The organism is Aquimarina spinulae (assembly GCF_943373825.1).
GTDB classification, from domain to species: Bacteria; Bacteroidota; Bacteroidia; order Flavobacteriales; family Flavobacteriaceae; genus Aquimarina; species Aquimarina spinulae.
This window is the reverse complement of record NZ_CALSBP010000002.1, coordinates 708449-725876: the sequence shown is the minus strand read 5'-3', so window position 1 is coordinate 725876 and position 17428 is coordinate 708449. Positions and strand designations below refer to the sequence as shown.

Here is a 17428-nt window from a genome sequence, read left to right as displayed (position 1 = left end):
GAATACATTTTTTAGGTAGTTAGTGTAAAACAACTAGATTTATTAGATTATTTCTTTACAATCGTATGTATTTCTGAAGTTCCTTTGGATGTTATTTTTACGAAATAGTTTCCTTTTTCGGTTATTGTTTCTCCAAAAGGAAGTACCCCAGGGTTTCTATCATAGTTTTTGTGATATATACGTCTTCCTAACAGATCGTATACACTCATTGTAAACCTTTCTTTCCCTAATTTTGTTAGATCAATATTTGTAGTTTCGGTAAATGAATTAGGATATACCTTAACCAAATTCTCTGCTTTTTCCGGACCTGCTGCTGCTGGTCTTTTGGTTAATAATCCCTGACCTGCATTAGTGTTATATGCATAATCCAATATAGTATACGATAATCCATCATTTGCTACAGTAGCATAAAACCATCCATAATGTGTATTCCCTCCAATTTTAAAAGTAAATCCTATGTAGCCTGATTTACCATTCCAATTCGTATATGAGGAAGAACTTACAATATAACTATGAGATTCTGCAACAAAATTACTAGAAGCCCCTACTTGTATTCCTTCACCAATCATGGTCGCATTTCGACTAGTACCTTCGCATACTACGTCTTTATCATAAGTAACAAGTCTAACCGAATTACTAGAAAACCACGCTCCATACCCATTATCGTCTCCTACTTCTATTCTAAAGAAATTCCAGGTATTTGAAGAGCTTACAATAATATCATTCACATCTACATAAACCACTCCATTGTTAGTAGTACAAGGGGTACAAGAACCACCACAGTCTACTCCTGTTTCATTTCCGTTCTGAATACCATCTGTACAGGTTGGAACTGCTTTTATAACTATGGTATAATCTTCTACCTCACCAAAATAGGTGTCATCTCCGCAGGGCGTTATTTTAGATTCTGATCCATATCCCATTCGCACACGCATTCTTAAGGGAGTTCCTGTTATTGCAGATGTAGGAACAGTAACCGTACTGCTATAAGGGCCAGCTTTGTAAATGTGAAGAATCTCCTCTCCAGAGTCATCAAAATCCTTATCATTATTCCAATCTACCCAAGCTCCCAATGCGTTATATGTCCAATGCTCATTAACAGTATTTATAGTTAATGATAATTGATCTCCTACAGTAAAATTAGCTGATAAATTTGTGTAATCAGAATATGGACTATGTGTAGAGCTATTATCTATGTCGCCAAAAGCAACTCGAGTGATATGAACTCGGTCATCTTGATTTGATGCTGCACAATACGTGTCATTAGTATTACAAGGGCTACAAGAACCTCCACAGTCTACTCCAGTTTCGTCACCATTCTGGATACCATCATTACAAGTAGTAGATGTTCCTCCAGAGATTGTAATTCCGTAATCAGCTGTATTTCCACTATCATATGAACCGCATGCGGTATCACCTTCGGTGCCTTTTACAAAATGCCCAATTACCCTTAATCCTACTTTTTTACCTACTGCGGCATTATTTGGTACAGTAATATTGGCGGTAAAAGAGTATTCATCATTTGTATAATCTGCATGATTTACAACTTGGGTAGCCACTAGTTCATTATCTGAAAATACGCTGTCAAAATTCCAATCGGCCCAAACGCGTACTCTATTTACATCGCTAGTCCCACCATTGCCGCGTTCTGTTTTAATAGTAATAGGATAGGTTTTTCCCGTTTCTAAAGTTGTAAATACAGTATCATAATAATCACCCGCTCTACTTTTAAGAGGGGCATGATCTAGTGTACTTAAGGTAACGTGATTAACATTGAAATAACCTCCAAATTTAGGCCCACTATCGCAATAGTTTAATGCTGAAGTGATGTAATCTGTTTTTGTAAGTGTTTTATTTATTCCATTGGCTGTTGTTACTTTTAGGCTTACATCATAGGTTCCTCCTTCGGGGAATATGATATTAGAAGGACTTTTATCAGTAGAAGTAGCGGGCTGTCCTCCTTCAAATGTCCATAACCACGAGGTAATAGAATCTCCATTATCGGTTATTGTGAGATCAGAGAAAGCTACACCTTGTGAGAAATTAACAGCAGTAGGAGTTCCCGAGAATGCCATAGAAAAAGTAGCATTTTGATCTATAATATTTAATCCGTAATCTTCAGATTCGCCACTATCAATACGACTACATGCTGTATCGCCATCGTTATTTTGTGCGTAGTGTGCCAAAATTCTAAAAGCGGTATTTCCTAAAACAGCACCTGCAGGGATAGTAATATTGGTTGTGTATTTGTAATCGCCATTAGCATCAACACTACTGTTGGCATATGCGTGGGAAATTATTAATTCACTATCTTCATAAATAAAGTTATTATTCCAGTCAAACCATCCTTGTATTCTTAAATTATCACCAGCACCACCATTACCTTTGTTAGTTGTAATCGTTAGAGGGTAAGTTTTTCCTTGTTTAGCTGGGTATTTAAGGCTTTTTGTATAATTAGAGATTCCGTCATATCCAGATGGATTTGTTCTACCATCAAATTCGACATTGGTAATGTGGGTATAGACTGCGTATGATATATTTACATTACAGTATTCTGTATATACATCATTAAAGTTTACTTTTAAGTTATCTAAACTCTTTTTATATAATTGAGTTACCCCACCAGTTACTATAGGATCTAAGAAAGTAAAAGAAAGATTGGTTACAGAGTTGGCTAGATTATGATTAGAAGCAGTATTATCCAGATGTATAGTTGCAGAAGTGTTACTGTTTACTACAATTCTAGGTGTTAAACCAGCGGGTAGATTTGCTACGGTATAATCGGTATTAAGGACCATATTTCCAGAATTTTTTGTAAAAGTACAGTCCTCACAAGTGATATCAATAGTGCTTTCTACAATCCCATCATTAAGGTAACGTTCTTCGAATATTGCTCCAGAGGTAGCGATACGGGCACCTAAATCAGAAGCCAATCCAGTGGCAGTTAGATTAGTGTTTGTCCATAATGTATTCCTGGTCGATGAATTATCCAAAGCATTAACCATTCGGGTAACTTGTCCTTGTGTAAACATTTTGTAACAATCTGTATAGTCCATAAAATTCTCACTATTGATTTCCTGATCTAGACAATTTTTTAGAACATTACATTTAGTTCTTGAAGAACTTTTTTTGTGCGAAGGAGTATCGGCAACACCATCTCCATCATTAGGATCATTATTACATACTCCTTTATCAAAGGTATGAGGTAGATCAAAGTAGTGCCCAAATTCGTGAGTTAATACTGATCTGAAATTCTCATTAGTATTATTTCCCAAATAACTTCCATTGTATACTACTCGGGCAATATTGGCAGCAGACATGGTGGTATTGGGATACCATGCTACCCCCGAATTGTAGAAATCCCCATCATCGTATAAATCTCTGGTAATGTATATGTTACAATATTTGTAATTGTCCCATGCTACTTTGGCTACTACAGGAGAGTTGTAGTTCCCCATTCCCGAAGCCTTATCATAGAATATAACTCCTGTGGTAGGGTTGCCGTTAGGGTCAAGTTGCGCGAGTTTAAATGTCACATCCAGAGGTTGTTTGATAACATCGAAAGGAGCATCAATAGTGCTATAATCTGCATTAAGCCCCTGGAAATCCTCATTGGTTTTTTGTAAAGCATCTTCAATAATCGCTTTGGTAACAGTGCTTCCACTGTTAAACTCGGTACCAAATACATGAAATACGACAGGTATTACATATGATTTTGGGTTTTGACTATTTTTCATTCGTGAAGCACTTTGTCTTAATGCTTTAATTTCTGTTTTTGCATATGGATCGGCCTCATATAGTTTTTGCATTTGTTCCTCCATTTTACACATATTAGGCTCAGTATTTTGAGCATTGATGTGTAAACAGAAGAGCAATAAAGAGCATAAGACGAGATACCTTATACTTAGATAGTTTCTTTTAGAATGAGTTTGTGTTTTCATGATTAGTTAAAATTTGTGTTTGTTAATAAATTATTAATTTTTGGTTAAATGTATAGTTATGAGGATGATTGTCAAACTAGTACCTACCAGTATTTTTGATGGTAAAAACACATATTTTTTATGGTTTATTGGTAAATTAGTAAATGTTTAATTTTTTGATTTCTATAAAAAATCAATTGATTGTTAGGCAACTGTGTCAGATTGATGAGAGATCAATCATAGTTAACAGGTAACGAAGATTCTATTTAGAATACAATTAATTGTATTTTAATTTTCTGTATTTACTTCTTTGTATAGGCATGAGATTTTTTCGAATTGGTAGAAACTGTTTGAGTAATTTTTGAGTATAAGAAGAACAGATATATTCATATTGCTATAGCTGGTAATTACTTATTTCAACTTAACAAAAAAATATTCTGTACTCTATTTTCTTTATGTCTACAGGTTTTTGAAACTACTTATCGAAGGATTTTATTTTTTTTCAATAAAAGGTCATAATAAAAATCAAAATTAATACTGGTAAACAGTAAGATAAGTATCGACATACCTATTTAGGGGCACTTATAGACTGATAAAAATCATATTTACGAAACATAGTCTGAAATATTTTTGCGCTACAAATCAATAAGAGAATCCCTAAAAAAACTAAGATAAATTAACGTCTTATGATTTGTTTGAGAATTATAAACTAAATAACAAAACCTTAAAGCCAATACAGATGAAAAGCAAAAGAAAAGCCCCCAGATCAATACTAATTTTATTTGTGATAGGATTAGTATATGCCAGCTCATTAAGTCTTCATGCACAACTAAACGATAAATACGGATCATTATCATTTAACAATGCTATAAATGTTTCGGGTAAACAACGTATGCTTACTCAAAAAATGTCTAAAGCATATTTATACTTACTTAATAATGCTAATGATGCGAAGGTGAAGAGAGATTTACTATCGAGTAAGATTATTTTTGAAGAACAAAACCGTGTTCTTTTACAAAATACCCAGTTTAAGGGAACTATTGAAAAACTAGCCAGGGTTAATGAATTATGGAAAGAATTTAAAGTACTCATTGAAACACAACCAAGTTATGAGAATGCAAAGAAAGTAATAGAAACAAATACAGATCTTCTTAAAGCTGCGAATGCAGTAGTATCTTCTATTATTTTAGAATCTAAAAACTCTCTTCAAAGTGTTATGGATGATGTAAATGAAGCTCATTTAATTGAAGATAGATTAGAGTTAGAAGGTATCATAAATATATCAGGAAGACAACGAATGCTTTCTCAACGATTGGCATTTTATTATTATGCAAATCAAATGGAATTGAAAAATAAAAACTCTTATCAGATGCTTAATAATGCTTTTCATGAACTAGACGGAGCAATTAATAAGTTTTTGATTTGTAAGTTTAATACTCCTGAAATTGATGAAAAAATAGGATTAACTTTTTCTCAATGGAACGTGATCAAAAAAAATAAAAATAAATTAAATAATCAAGAATTTACGGATAAAGAAATCTATAAAATGAGTAACGAGCTTACTCGATTATTTAATGATATGACATATTTGTACGAGAAAATAAAAATATGATAGAGATTCTAAAGTTATAAATACAAAAGCCGGAAGTTTATTCTTCCGGCTTTTGTATTACATAATAAAGGGTTTATTCATTTACAAGTACCCATTCTCCTTTTTCGATTAGTGGGATTGCTTGTTTGTATTTTACGGTTTTATTCTCTCCACTCATCACATGTTTGATCGTTACTCTATCATTACGTCCTATTTTTGGTTGTTCTCGTACGATAGTTTCAGTGACTTGAGGTTTCCCTTGTGTTTGCCCCGCAGCTCTATTTTGTGCCGCACGTTCATCCATATTAGGGATTTCTTCTTTAGAAGTTTCTAACTTCTCTTTTCTTCTCACCTGGCGAGCTTCAGAAATATCCTGAGTATTACCAGTAGGTAATTCTCCTTTAAATAAGAATGAAATCACATCTTTATTTACCTCTTCGATCATAGCTTTAAATAATTCAAAAGCTTCAAACTTGTAGATTAATAAAGGATCTTTTTGCTCATGAACAGCTAGCTGTACACTTTGCTTTAACTCATCCATTTTACGAAGATGTGTTTTCCAGGCATCATCAATAATGGCAAGTGTAATATTTTTTTCAAAATCGGTAATGAGTTGTTTTCCTTCAGACTCATATGCTTTTTGCAAATCGGTAGCAACATTTATACTTTTTACTCCATCTGTAAATGGTACTAAGATTCTTTCATACTTACTGGCAGGATCTTCATATACTTGTTTAATAACAGGATAAGCAGCATCTGCATTACGTTTCATTTTATCCTGGTAATGCTCATATGCAATTTTATAAATTTCTCCTGCAATCTTTAAAGCATCCATTTTTTCGAATTCTTCTGCAGAAATCGGACTACTCATAGAGAAATATCGGATCAATTCGAATTCGAAATTCTTAAAGTCCTGGGCAGCTTTATTTCCTTCTGTGATTACTTCTACAGTGTCATAGATCATATTGGCGATATCAACACGCAAACGTTCTCCGAATAAAGCATGATAACGACGTTTATATACAACTTCACGCTGTGCATTCATTACATCATCATATTCTAATAATCGTTTACGAACGCCAAAGTTATTTTCTTCTACTTTTTTCTGAGCTCTTTCGATAGATTTAGAGATCATAGAATGTTGAATTACTTCACCTTCTTTTAGTCCCATTCTATCCATCATTTTGGCAATACGTTCAGAACCAAATAAACGCATTAAGTTGTCTTCTAATGATACATAGAACTGAGAACTACCTGGATCTCCTTGTCGACCGGCACGACCACGCAACTGTCTGTCTACACGTCGAGAATCATGACGCTCTGTACCAACGATTGCAAGTCCTCCTGCAGCTTTTACTTCGTCAGATAATTTGATATCTGTACCACGACCAGCCATATTGGTAGCGATAGTTACTACACCTGCATTACCAGCTTCGGCAACAATATCAGCTTCTTTTTTATGAAGCTTTGCATTCAATACATTATGCGGTACTTTACGAATTGTAAGCATTCGTCCTAATAATTCTGAAATTTCTACAGAAGTGGTACCAATTAATACAGGTCTTCCTGCTCGGGATAACTCTGTAACTTGTTCTATTACGGCATTATATTTCTCACGTTTGGTTTTGTATACCAAATCTTCCATGTCTTTTCTGGCAATCGGTCTGTTGGTTGGTATTTCTATAACATCCAATTTATAGATTTCCCAAAGCTCTCCTGCTTCTGTTACTGCAGTACCTGTCATACCAGATAACTTACCGTACATACGGAAATAGTTCTGAAGTGTCACCGTAGCAAAAGTCTGTGTTGCATCTTCAATCTTTACATTTTCTTTGGCTTCAATAGCCTGATGCAATCCATCACTGTATCGACGCCCATCCATAATACGGCCTGTCTGCTCGTCAACAATTTTTACTTTATTATCCATCACAACATATTCTACATCCTTTTCGAATAAAGAATATGCTTTTAATAGTTGACGTAAAGTGTGAATACGTTCGCTTTTTACGCTATAATCTCTAAAAAGATCTTCTTTCTTTTCTGCTTCTTCTTCTTTTGATAATTCAAAACCTTCGATTTTAGCGATTTCCATACCAATTTGTGGTAGTACGAAGAAGTCCGGATCATCTTTTCCCGAAAGATATTCTACACCTTTATCGGTAAGATCTATTTGATTGTTTTTCTCTTCTATTACGTAATACAGATCGGCATCAATTTTATGCATTTCTCTGTTATTATCCTGCATATAGAAGTTTTCTGTTTTTTGAAGTAGCATTTTTACACCTTCCTCACTTAAAAACTTAATTAAAGCTTTATTCTTAGGAATCCCTCGGTATACTTGTAGTAATTTAAAGCCTCCTTCTTTAGCATCACCTTCTTTAATTAGTTTTTTAGCTTCAGCTAAAACAGTAGTAAGATATTTTTGTTGTACCGAAACGATATCAGCAATCTTAGGCTTTAACTCATCAAATTCGTGTACATCTCCTTTTGGTATAGGTCCAGAAATAATTAATGGTGTACGTGCATCATCAATTAATACAGAATCTACTTCATCTATAATTGCATAATTATGAGGGCGTTGTACCAGATCTTCTGGGGCATGAGACATATTATCACGTAGATAATCAAAACCAAATTCATTATTGGTTCCGTAAGTAATATCTGCATTATAGGCTGCTCTACGTTCTGCAGAGTTAGGCCTGTGATTATCAACACAATCTACAGTAAGCCCATGAAACTGAAAAATTGGAGCCATCCACTCGCTATCTCGACGAGCAAGGTAGTCATTTACTGTTACCAAATGAACACCATTACCTGATAAAGCATTAAGGTATACCGGGAGTGTTGCAACCAGGGTTTTTCCTTCTCCTGTTTGCATCTCTGCTACGTTTCCTTCGTGTAGTGTAATACCACCAACAAGCTGTACATCGTAATGGATCATATCCCATTTTACTTCTTTACCAGCAGCATCCCAACTTGTTGCCCAAATGGCTTGTTCACCATCAAGAGTAATGTGATCTCTGGTACCAGAGAGTTCTCGATCATAAGCAGAAGCGGTAACTTCGATGCTTTCATTATTAGTAAAACGCTTTGCAGTCTCTTTTATAACGGCAAAGGCTTCGGGAAGAATATCGTTTAGCGCTTTTTCTGTGATTTCATAAGCTTCTTCCTTTAATTTATCGATTTCACCATAGATATCTTCTTTTCTATCAATATCTTCTGTGTTATTAGCTTCCTCGTTAAGTGTTTCTATTTTGGTATTGATTTCTGTGCGTGCTTCGTTTATTCTATTTTTAAAATCAACAGTTTTAGCGCGCAGTTCATCATGAGAAAGGCCTTCAATTGCCTTTTCTGCTTGTTTTATCAATTCGACCTTTGGTTGAATTTCTTTGATGTCTTTTTTGGACTTATCTCCAACAAATACTTTTAATACAGAATCTAAAATTCCCATAATTTTATGGTTGTGTGTTTAATGAGATTTTAATTTCAAAACGAAACTAATTGGTTCCTTATCTACTTAAGGTAACATTCTAATCTGACCTCAATATCTGAAGTCTATCACTATCTCAGGACCTAAGAGGTCATATTATACAATACTTTTAAGCCGTAAATAGCCATAAAGTGGCATAATTTACGCAAAAAAAAAGCCTCTTGCGAGACTTTTAATACTATTTCATTTATTTAATATTCATCCTCATTCCAAAGATAATCTTCATCTGTAGGATAATCAGGCCATATTTCCTCTATAGAGTCATACGAATCTCCTTCATCTTCAATTGCTTGTAGATTTTCTACAACCTCCAGAGGTGCTCCAGTACGAATTGCATAATCTATTAACTCGTCTTTTGTAGCAGGCCAAGGCGCATCACTTAAATAAGATGCTAATTCTAAAGTCCAATACATATGTTTACTGGTTTAATTTTTTGCAAAAATAATTTTTTAGTTTAAAAAGTCAAGTAAAAAATTAATTATTTAAACAATAATTATAAGAACGTGATTTTTTTGGGAGTTTCCCTTACTAATTTTAACAGTTATTAAATTTTAAGAATTCTTTTTAGGAATCCATTCAATTTCTTCTGCCTTAAGATCGAAGGACAACTTTCGTGCCAGTACAAAAAGATAGTCAGATAGTCGGTTTAAGTAATGCAGTGTTGTTTCTTCAAATGGGTTTATTTCATAGAGTGCCGTTGCTAAACGCTCTGCTCTTCGGCATACACAACGAGCAATGTGACAGAATGACACAGTTTGGTGCCCTCCTGGTAATACAAAATGTGTCATTGGCGGCAAAGATTCGTTCATTCTGTCAATTTCTTTTTCTAATAACTCAATGTCTTCTGTAGAAATTGTAGGTATGTTTAGCCGTTTTTGCCCGCTTTTTAGTATAGCTTTTTCAGGATCAGTTGCTAAAACAGCTCCAACAGTAAAAAGTTTATCCTGTATATTAATTAATATTTTCTTACTTAATTCATCAATTTTTTGATCCCTGATAAGTCCAATATGTGAATTAAGCTCGTCAACAGTACCATAACTGTCGATACGAATATGATGTTTAGGTACCCTGGTTCCGCCAAAAAGGGCAGTGGTTCCTTTATCACCGGTTTTAGTATATATTTTCATTTAATTGCATGTTTGTTTAATAGATGATAGCTACTTAACTAATAAAAGTACGTCCTTAGTATAGTTTTGATTACACCATTTGTGTTTAGCATGTATTTTATCCGGAATTTCGTAATTGTGTGTTTTTTGATCTAGAAAACCAAACTTATTATAAAAATGCTGAAGATGTTCAAAAGGAAGGCACCATATCTTTTTATGTTGTTCATGATTTTTTAATAAATGCAATATGATCTTCTCTGCAATTCCCATACCTCGAAATTGATCCAATACATACATTCCTCCTAACTCTAAGTTGTTCTGATCAATATTTACAACTCTTCCCAGTCCGCATTTTGCACCTTCAACCTCTGCTATAGCAATATACTCGCTAGTATAATCAGATACTACAAAATCTATGTTTTGATAAGTGTTATTTATCCATTCTATATCTTTTGATGTAGCCTTTCTAATAAATGTTTTTTTCATTTTATAGAATATAGTTATTTTCTCTTTTTCTTTTTTTGATAGTTCTGTCTAAAATTACGTTTGTCACGATCATACAGTTTATTTTTATTTCGTTTGGTGTTCCAGGATACTGCTACGAATAAAATGGCAATAACAATAATCATTAAAATAAGCTGTGTTTCTTCAGAAAGAGTATCTAACATTACTTTTACTTTTGGAGTAAAAGTAACAAAAAGGCCTTAATTGCATAGTTAAGATTATCATAGTTTATACCCCAAAATTAAATTTATATCAAGTTTTCTTACGCATTGCAAACTTTCATTTTTCCCTCTGTTATTGTCTTTTTATAATTAGCTGGTGCAGTTATAGGGATAAAAAATGTCATTATGATATAAAAACATAATTTTTTGTTTAAAGAGTAGAACTCTGGGCGGAGTTGATCATTAAAAATGCTAAATTTGTTGCGTTATGGAATTTTCCTCAAAATTATTAGAGAATGCAGTTTATGAAATGTCTCAATTACCAGGGATAGGAAAACGTACTGCACTTCGATTAGTATTACATTTACTTAGACAGCCAGAAACCCAGACCCAACACTTAACCAAAGCTTTGGGAGTATTGCGAGAGGATATTAAATTTTGCACTTCATGTCATAGTATTAGTGATACAGACATTTGTGATATCTGTAGTAACCCAGGTAGAAATCGTGAAATTATCTGTGTAGTAGAAGATATAAGGGATGTAATGGCTATAGAAAGTACGGGTCAATTTAGAGGGTTGTATCACGTTTTGGGAGGTAAGATAAGTCCATTAGATGGTATTGGTCCACAAGAATTAAATATTAGTTCTTTGATCGAGAAAGTTAAATCTGGCGAAGTAAAAGAATTGATATTTGCATTAAGTGCTACCATGGAAGGAGATACTACTAATTTCTATATGTATAAACAATTAGAGGGAGTAGATATAAAAACCTCTACCATTGCCAGGGGAATTGGTGTTAATGATGAGCTAGAATATGCAGATGAAGTTACTTTGGGAAGAAGTATACTTAATCGAATTCCTTTTGAAAATGCATTAAAGAGTCCTTGATTTGCATATATTTAGAAGTATCTGTAAACTTGAAGGTATAGGTGTTAAGTAAACTTTAATACGAAAAAAATAATTTTTAAGCCGAATTTTAATTAAATTCGCAAAAAACATAACTTATAAACACTTTTGATTAAGAATATGGCAAAATTTGAGCTGAAACTTCCAAAAATGGGTGAGAGTGTTGCAGAGGCAACAATAACAACTTGGTTAAAAGAGGTTGGGGATACTATTGAATTAGATGATGCAGTTGTTGAAATAGCAACTGATAAAGTAGATAGTGAGGTACCTAGTGAGGTAGAAGGTGTACTGGTAGAAAAACTTTTTGATGTTGATGATGTAGTACAGGTAGGCCAGGTTATAGCTGTAATAGAGACTGAAGGAGAGGGAGCTATAGAATCAACTCCGCAAGAAACTACTGCCAAAGTAGAGGAAACTCCAAAAGAAGCAGAAGTACTAGAAACACAAATCGCAGAAACAGTAGTGGCAGGAAATGCAACCGATTTTTCTGGGAGTAATAAGTTTTATTCTCCGTTAGTAAAGAATATTGCTGCGACAGAAAATGTTTCCTTAAATGAATTAGAAGCTATTTCGGGAACAGGTAAGGATGGTCGTGTTACCAAAAATGATATTTTACAATTTGTAGATGATCGCAAAAACGGAAAAATAAAAACGCAGCCTGTAAAAGAAGAAATAAAAGCAAAACCAGAAGCAACTCCAGCTAAAAAGAAAGAAGTAGCTAAAGCAGCACCGGTAGTAGCATCAGGAGAAGATGAGATTATAGAAATGACCAGAATGGGCAAACTTATTGCACATCATATGGTCGAATCTGTACAGACTTCTGCTCATGTGCAGTCATTTATAGAAGCCGATGTAACCAATATCTGGAACTGGAGAAAGAAAGTAAAAGGAGATTTCATGAAGAGAGAAGGAGAGAACCTTACGTTTACTCCTATTTTTATGGAAGCAGTTGCTAAAGCATTAAAAGATTTCCCGATGATGAATATCTCTATCTCTGGAGATACAATTATCAAAAAGAAAAATATAAATTTGGGTATGGCGGCAGCTTTGCAAGATGGTAATTTAATTGTACCTGTGATTAAGAACGCAGATCAATTAAATTTGGTAGGAATGACCAAAGCAGTTAATGATCTTGCAAATAGAGCACGTAATAATGCTTTAAAACCAGATGATATACAAGGTGGTACATATACAGTAACTAATGTGGGGACATTCGGAAGCATTATGGGTACACCAATTATTAATCAACCGCAGGTAGGTATTTTGGCTTTGGGAGCAATTAGAAAGGTTCCTGCCGTTATAGAAACGCCAGAAGGAGACTTTATCGGTATTCGATATAAAATGTTCTTATCACACTCTTATGATCACAGAGTTGTTAATGGAGCACTAGGAGGACAGTTCGTACAACGTGTAAAAGACTACCTGGAAGCCTGGGATATGAATAGAGAATTTTAAGAAATATTAGTTCTAAAATAGTAAAACCACGACAATAACTGTCGTGGTTTTTTTATGCAAGTAATTTTTTTTGAGATTTTCTTGTATTTACTTTTTTTGTGTGTTATACAATTTGTAATAATACCAAGCAGCTAGGCTACCAATAAAAGAAAATAAAGCTAACATCCAGAATACATGTTGGTGTCCTTTGGGTCCTGGTGAATTTTCTAGAAGGTATCCCATTGCGGGTCCCGCAAATATATCAGGAGTATAGCCTATAAGAGAAATAATCCCAACAGCAGTTCCTGTAAGAATCAATGGAATTTTTCCTCGCTGCATTACTGCAAAGTATAAAGAACGAGCTGCATACACTCCTGTCGCTACTACTAAAATTGATATAAAAAATAAAATTGTTGCAGAATCTGAAATTATACCAGAGGCAAACAATAATGCTCCGAAGAATGAAACTATAAAACTAATAAGTAACCAAAAAGTGGTTTGTGAACGGTCGGCTAATATTCCTATTAAAACTCCGATAATGGGTCGGATAAATAGCAAAAATGTACCTACTTGAGCCGATTGCACTTGATCATATAGCATAACATCTTGAGCATATAGTGAAAATACATCGGTAATTTTATAACCTACATAAGCGCATAGGATAATAATCATGAGCAACCAAACAGAAGGTAAGCGCAGTACCTCTTGCACTTGAGATATTGTGATTTTCTCTACTGTAATTTGTTTTTCTAATTCATGATCCATTTTCATAAATAACCAAACTAATATTCCTACAATACTAACAAGGCCAGAGGATACTAAGATTACATATTTAAAAGCAGCTTTGCTTTCGGCGGTAGTCGCTTCAGAGATTTCTGAAGTAATAAATAGTGAAAAAATAAATACTCCCAAGACTCCAAATAAAGCACCAACTAATCCTCGACCACCGTCTAAAAATCCAAATGCTTTACCTTGAGAAGTGTTGCCGCCCCAAACGCGAGTAGCTTTAATCATGGGAGCCCAGAATAAAAATATAGTAGTGAACCCCCAATAACCATAAAGCACTTTTAATACTGTATAGTTGGGGAAACTAGCATATATTAACCCTCCCAAAGCGGTCATCCATAGTGCCGTTGCTATTAATTTTCTTGGCGGAAACTTATCAGCTAATGCGCCTCCAAAAAGGTAGGATATTAGAGCTACAGTTCCATAAATAGAGAAACATATACCCAACTGAATATTGTCTAAGTTAAATACCTCAAGTACCGTTGGTCTAAATACTCGTGAAAGAACAAATGGAAGAATAAAAACAGATTCTCCGGCTAAAATAACCAGAAAAAGAAAGTACCATGGCGGTTTTGTTTGATTCATAAAGTATTGAAGTGAATTAGACTTTTAAGTCTAAATATATAGATTTCTATGTTAAATAAGTTTTATAATTGTTTTTGCTTGCAAAAGTTGGATACTGACAGATAGAGATTCATTTTTTTATCCTCCTCTTAATCTTAGAATTCGTATATATAAATCAAACTTTTTAAGTGGTTATAACTCAGATACTATCTTTCTTTTTTGAATTTTTACTATGCTTTACATCTATTGTCTCTAATTCTTCATTCACAACCAAATTATATGTATAATGGGATTCAACATCTGTTAATGGGATAAGGATCAACATTTGTATTTTACTTTTGGCAGGGATATTTTTAATAATAGGTCGTTGCGCACTCTTGCGATACCCAATCGGATTTATTTTTAAGAATACACTCTTATCTGTATCGGTGTCATTTAGAACATATATAATTGTTCTTTTTTTCTGCTTTTCTTCTACTAGGCGAACAGGTTTTTCCTGAGCATAGGAAGTGTAGCTTATTAAATAAAATAAAACAGATAGTAGTATTAAGCTCTTTTTTAAAGATGCGAACATTTTTACTTTTTCCTTTATAAGATACATTTAAAATGAAAAATACTAAAAATGAAAAATTTAAAAGCGATCAATTTATATCGAAGAAATACAATTTATGTATTTATCCTCTAAATAAGAAAAATCGATCTTTCATGTTTTCGATTTCAGAATTTTTATTAGTTACAATATAATCAATTGCTTCTGTTGTAAAGTTTTTTCCTTTTTTAGTTAAAGAAACAATATCATTATTAATTGTGATCATATTGTTTTTAAGCGCCAGATTCAAAACAGATTTTGATTGTACCTTTTGCCAATTGATATGTTCATTTAAATGTTTTACATGACGCTCTTCCTCTTCCTGATGGTTTCCCAAGTGCAGAAGAAAGGTAAGTAATGAAACCTCGATACGTTGTTGTTTTTGTCTATACAACACAGAAAACAAGCCTTTACTGGGAGCAAATAAGTATACGAATAAGAAAACTAATCCTAATACTGTAGTCATTGATCCAGAAATAGATGTATCTAATGCATGTGCTACCCAATATCCTATAATGGCACTACTAACTCCAAATATAACAGATAACAGAAGCATTTTTTTTAAATCATTTGTTAATAGATAAGCAGTAGCTGCAGGTGCAATCATTAATGCAATGACCAAAATAGCACCAACTGCGTCAAAAGCACCTACCGTAGTGATTGATGAAACTGTCATTAATCCATAATGCATAACTACAGGAGATAACCCAAGAGCAGAAGCTAAACCTGCATCGAATGTGCTTACTTTTAGTTCCTTAAAAAATGCAAATAATAGACCTAGTGTAATTAATAATATGGTACCTATGATCCATAAAGATTTAGGACCTACATCTGTACCTCCTATAAGTAATCGATCAAAGGGAGCAAAAGCAAGTTCTCCTAATAATACGGCATCAACATCTAAATGTACATCATTTGCATTCTGTGCAATAAGTATAATACCAATACTAAACAGCGCAGGAAAAACTAAGCCTATGGCAGTATCTTCTTTTACTAAGCCTGTTTTTTGAATAAACTCTACCAATACTACGGTAATGACACCGCTTGCAGCAGCAAGAATAATTAATAAAGGCGATGATAAGTCATGAGTAATAAAAAAACCGATTACAATACCTGGCAGGATAGAATGACTGATTGCATCAGTGATTAATGCCATTTTTCGCAATACTAAAAAAGTTCCTGGGATAGCACAAGCTATTGCTACCAGGCTGGCGATTAATTGTATTTCTATCTGTGCACTACTCATTTTCTTCTTTTGTTAATTGATCATATAAATTGGAGGCAGTTTTATACCCAGACTCGGTTAAAGACCACATATTGCCTTCGATTTTTACATAATCTTTATCTTCTAGTTTTTGAAGTGATTTTCGGGTAAACCCCTGAAAGTTATTCAGAATTTTAATAGCATGTGGATGCGCAATATTTTCGTGTGTACAAGCAATATTATACATAAAAGATAATGTTTTATGCAATTGAAGGTCATTTCTGTTTTTTCTAAACCGTATTTCTCTAAATAATAGCCCTCGACCGGGAGAAAAAATAAAAGAAAATAACACAAAAACACCAGCAACCAATACAATTACTGGTCCTGTAGATAAGTTATTGTGACTGGCACTGATAGCGGTCCCGAAAACTCCGGAGAATGCGCCAAAAATCGCTGCCAAAACAACCATTACAGCTAAATTGTTTGTCCATTGTCTAGCTGCAGCAGCTGGAGCTAATAACATCGCACTCATTAAAACTACGCCTACAGTTTGTAGTCCTAATACAATAGCAATTACAATAAATGTAGTGATAAGAATATCTAAGAATTTAGTGTTAAATCCCAATGTCTTAGTGTAATCAGCATCGAATAATAATAGTTTGAGTTCTTTCCAGAATAATAATAAAACAACCAAACTGATTCCTGTAACGGTGATCATAAGCCATACATCACTTTCTAAAAGTGTAGCTGCCTGCCCAAAAAGGTAGCTTTCTAAACCAGCTTGATTTGCATTGGGCATTTTCTGGATATAGGTTAGTAATAACATTCCGAACCCAAAGAATAATGATAATATAAGGCCTAAAGCTGTATCAGATTTCAGGTGTGTTTTACTAGTGATACCTCGAATCCAAAAAGTACCAATTAAACCACTAATCAATGCTCCTAATAGAAATGCCGAGCTATTTTTTGTGCCTATAATTAGAAAAGCAATTGCTATTCCAGGCAATGCGGCATGAGAAATTGCGTCTCCTAATAAACTTTGTTTACGCAATACAGCAAAACTACCCAGCATACCACAAATAGCGCCAAGTACAGCTGTGCCCAGTGTTATTGTGCGTAAGGTATAATCTGTAAAGACAAGTTCTATGTATTCTTTTATATCCATAGATAGC

The 17428-nt window shown here is 33.9% G+C and carries 13 protein-coding genes; 3 read left to right on the top strand and 10 right to left on the bottom strand.

What is annotated here, in order from left to right:
* Nucleotides 1-47 precede the first annotated feature (47 nt).
* Nucleotides 48-3809, bottom strand: coding sequence for a M43 family zinc metalloprotease (locus NNH57_RS08760; protein ID WP_159099207.1), 3762 nt, complete (start codon nt 3807-3809; stop codon nt 48-50).
* An 850-nt stretch (nt 3810-4659) separates the two neighbouring features.
* Here NNH57_RS08760 and NNH57_RS08755 point away from each other — a divergent pair.
* Entirely contained in the window at nt 4660-5532 is an 873-nt protein-coding gene (locus tag NNH57_RS08755; protein ID WP_074408724.1) for a type IV pili methyl-accepting chemotaxis transducer N-terminal domain-containing protein, read from the top strand.
* Between the two features lie 73 nt (nt 5533-5605).
* Here the strand turns inward: NNH57_RS08755 and secA are convergent, their stop codons facing one another.
* The 5 genes from secA to NNH57_RS08730 form a co-directional block, all read right to left on the bottom strand.
* Nucleotides 5606-8962, bottom strand: coding sequence for a preprotein translocase subunit SecA (secA, locus tag NNH57_RS08750; protein ID WP_074408723.1), 3357 nt, complete (start codon nt 8960-8962; stop codon nt 5606-5608).
* 230 nt (nt 8963-9192) lie between these two features.
* Nucleotides 9193-9414, bottom strand: coding sequence for a DUF2795 domain-containing protein (locus tag NNH57_RS08745; protein WP_008272287.1), 222 nt, complete (start codon nt 9412-9414; stop codon nt 9193-9195).
* Between the two features lie 138 nt (nt 9415-9552).
* Nucleotides 9553-10128 (bottom strand): cob(I)yrinic acid a,c-diamide adenosyltransferase, encoded by a 576-nt coding sequence (locus NNH57_RS08740; RefSeq protein ID WP_074408722.1) that lies wholly within the window; start codon nt 10126-10128, stop codon nt 9553-9555.
* A gap of 30 nt (nt 10129-10158) precedes the next feature.
* Nucleotides 10159-10593, bottom strand: coding sequence for a GNAT family N-acetyltransferase (locus tag NNH57_RS08735; RefSeq protein WP_074408721.1), 435 nt, complete (start codon nt 10591-10593; stop codon nt 10159-10161).
* Between the two features lie 14 nt (nt 10594-10607).
* Nucleotides 10608-10775, bottom strand: coding sequence for a hypothetical protein (locus NNH57_RS08730; protein ID WP_159099208.1), 168 nt, complete (start codon nt 10773-10775; stop codon nt 10608-10610).
* Between the two features lie 265 nt (nt 10776-11040).
* Between NNH57_RS08730 and recR the strand changes: the two genes are divergently transcribed.
* Nucleotides 11041-11661, top strand: a complete 621-nt coding sequence (recR, locus tag NNH57_RS08725) for a recombination mediator RecR (RefSeq protein ID WP_074408720.1) — start codon at nt 11041-11043, stop codon at nt 11659-11661.
* A gap of 138 nt (nt 11662-11799) precedes the next feature.
* Nucleotides 11800-13134, top strand: a complete 1335-nt coding sequence (locus NNH57_RS08720) for a dihydrolipoamide acetyltransferase family protein (protein ID WP_074408719.1) — start codon at nt 11800-11802, stop codon at nt 13132-13134.
* Nucleotides 13135-13221: 87 nt separating this feature from the next.
* Here NNH57_RS08720 and NNH57_RS08715 read toward each other — a convergent pair whose 3' ends face one another.
* The 4 genes from NNH57_RS08715 to NNH57_RS08700 all read right to left on the bottom strand — a co-directional run bounded on the left by NNH57_RS08715 (nt 13222) and on the right by NNH57_RS08700 (nt 17421).
* The gene (locus tag NNH57_RS08715) at nt 13222-14484 is read right to left on the bottom strand and encodes an MFS transporter (protein WP_074408718.1); all 1263 of its coding nucleotides are present in this window, start codon (nt 14482-14484) and stop codon (nt 13222-13224) included.
* A gap of 178 nt (nt 14485-14662) precedes the next feature.
* Complete coding sequence (locus tag NNH57_RS08710; protein ID WP_074408717.1) at nt 14663-15037, bottom strand: hypothetical protein; 375 nt, start codon at nt 15035-15037, stop codon at nt 14663-14665.
* A 100-nt stretch (nt 15038-15137) separates the two neighbouring features.
* Entirely contained in the window at nt 15138-16298 is a 1161-nt protein-coding gene (locus tag NNH57_RS08705) for a metal ABC transporter permease (protein ID WP_074408716.1), read from the bottom strand.
* The gene (locus NNH57_RS08700) at nt 16291-17421 is read right to left on the bottom strand and encodes a metal ABC transporter permease (RefSeq protein ID WP_108807821.1); all 1131 of its coding nucleotides are present in this window, start codon (nt 17419-17421) and stop codon (nt 16291-16293) included. The genes NNH57_RS08705 and NNH57_RS08700 overlap by 8 nt, the downstream gene beginning before the upstream one ends.
* Nucleotides 17422-17428 lie beyond the last annotated feature (7 nt).

Coding starts and splice junctions, on each gene's coding strand:
- NNH57_RS08735 (WP_074408721.1), bottom strand. CDS start 10,593: ATGAAAAAAACATTTATTAGAAAGGCTACATCAAAAGATATAGAATGG.
- recR (WP_074408720.1), top strand. CDS start 11,041: ATGGAATTTTCCTCAAAATTATTAGAGAATGCAGTTTATGAAATGTCT.
- NNH57_RS08755 (WP_074408724.1), top strand. CDS start 4,660: ATGAAAAGCAAAAGAAAAGCCCCCAGATCAATACTAATTTTATTTGTG.
- NNH57_RS08705 (WP_074408716.1), bottom strand. CDS start 16,298: ATGAGTAGTGCACAGATAGAAATACAATTAATCGCCAGCCTGGTAGCA.
- NNH57_RS08740 (WP_074408722.1), bottom strand. CDS start 10,128: ATGAAAATATATACTAAAACCGGTGATAAAGGAACCACTGCCCTTTTT.
- NNH57_RS08700 (WP_108807821.1), bottom strand. CDS start 17,421: ATGGATATAAAAGAATACATAGAACTTGTCTTTACAGATTATACCTTA.
- secA (WP_074408723.1), bottom strand. CDS start 8,962: ATGGGAATTTTAGATTCTGTATTAAAAGTATTTGTTGGAGATAAGTCC.
- NNH57_RS08745 (WP_008272287.1), bottom strand. CDS start 9,414: ATGTATTGGACTTTAGAATTAGCATCTTATTTAAGTGATGCGCCTTGG.
- NNH57_RS08710 (WP_074408717.1), bottom strand. CDS start 15,037: ATGTTCGCATCTTTAAAAAAGAGCTTAATACTACTATCTGTTTTATTT.
- NNH57_RS08720 (WP_074408719.1), top strand. CDS start 11,800: ATGGCAAAATTTGAGCTGAAACTTCCAAAAATGGGTGAGAGTGTTGCA.
- NNH57_RS08730 (WP_159099208.1), bottom strand. CDS start 10,775: ATGTTAGATACTCTTTCTGAAGAAACACAGCTTATTTTAATGATTATT.
- NNH57_RS08715 (WP_074408718.1), bottom strand. CDS start 14,484: ATGAATCAAACAAAACCGCCATGGTACTTTCTTTTTCTGGTTATTTTA.
- NNH57_RS08760 (WP_159099207.1), bottom strand. CDS start 3,809: ATGCAAAAACTATATGAGGCCGATCCATATGCAAAAACAGAAATTAAA.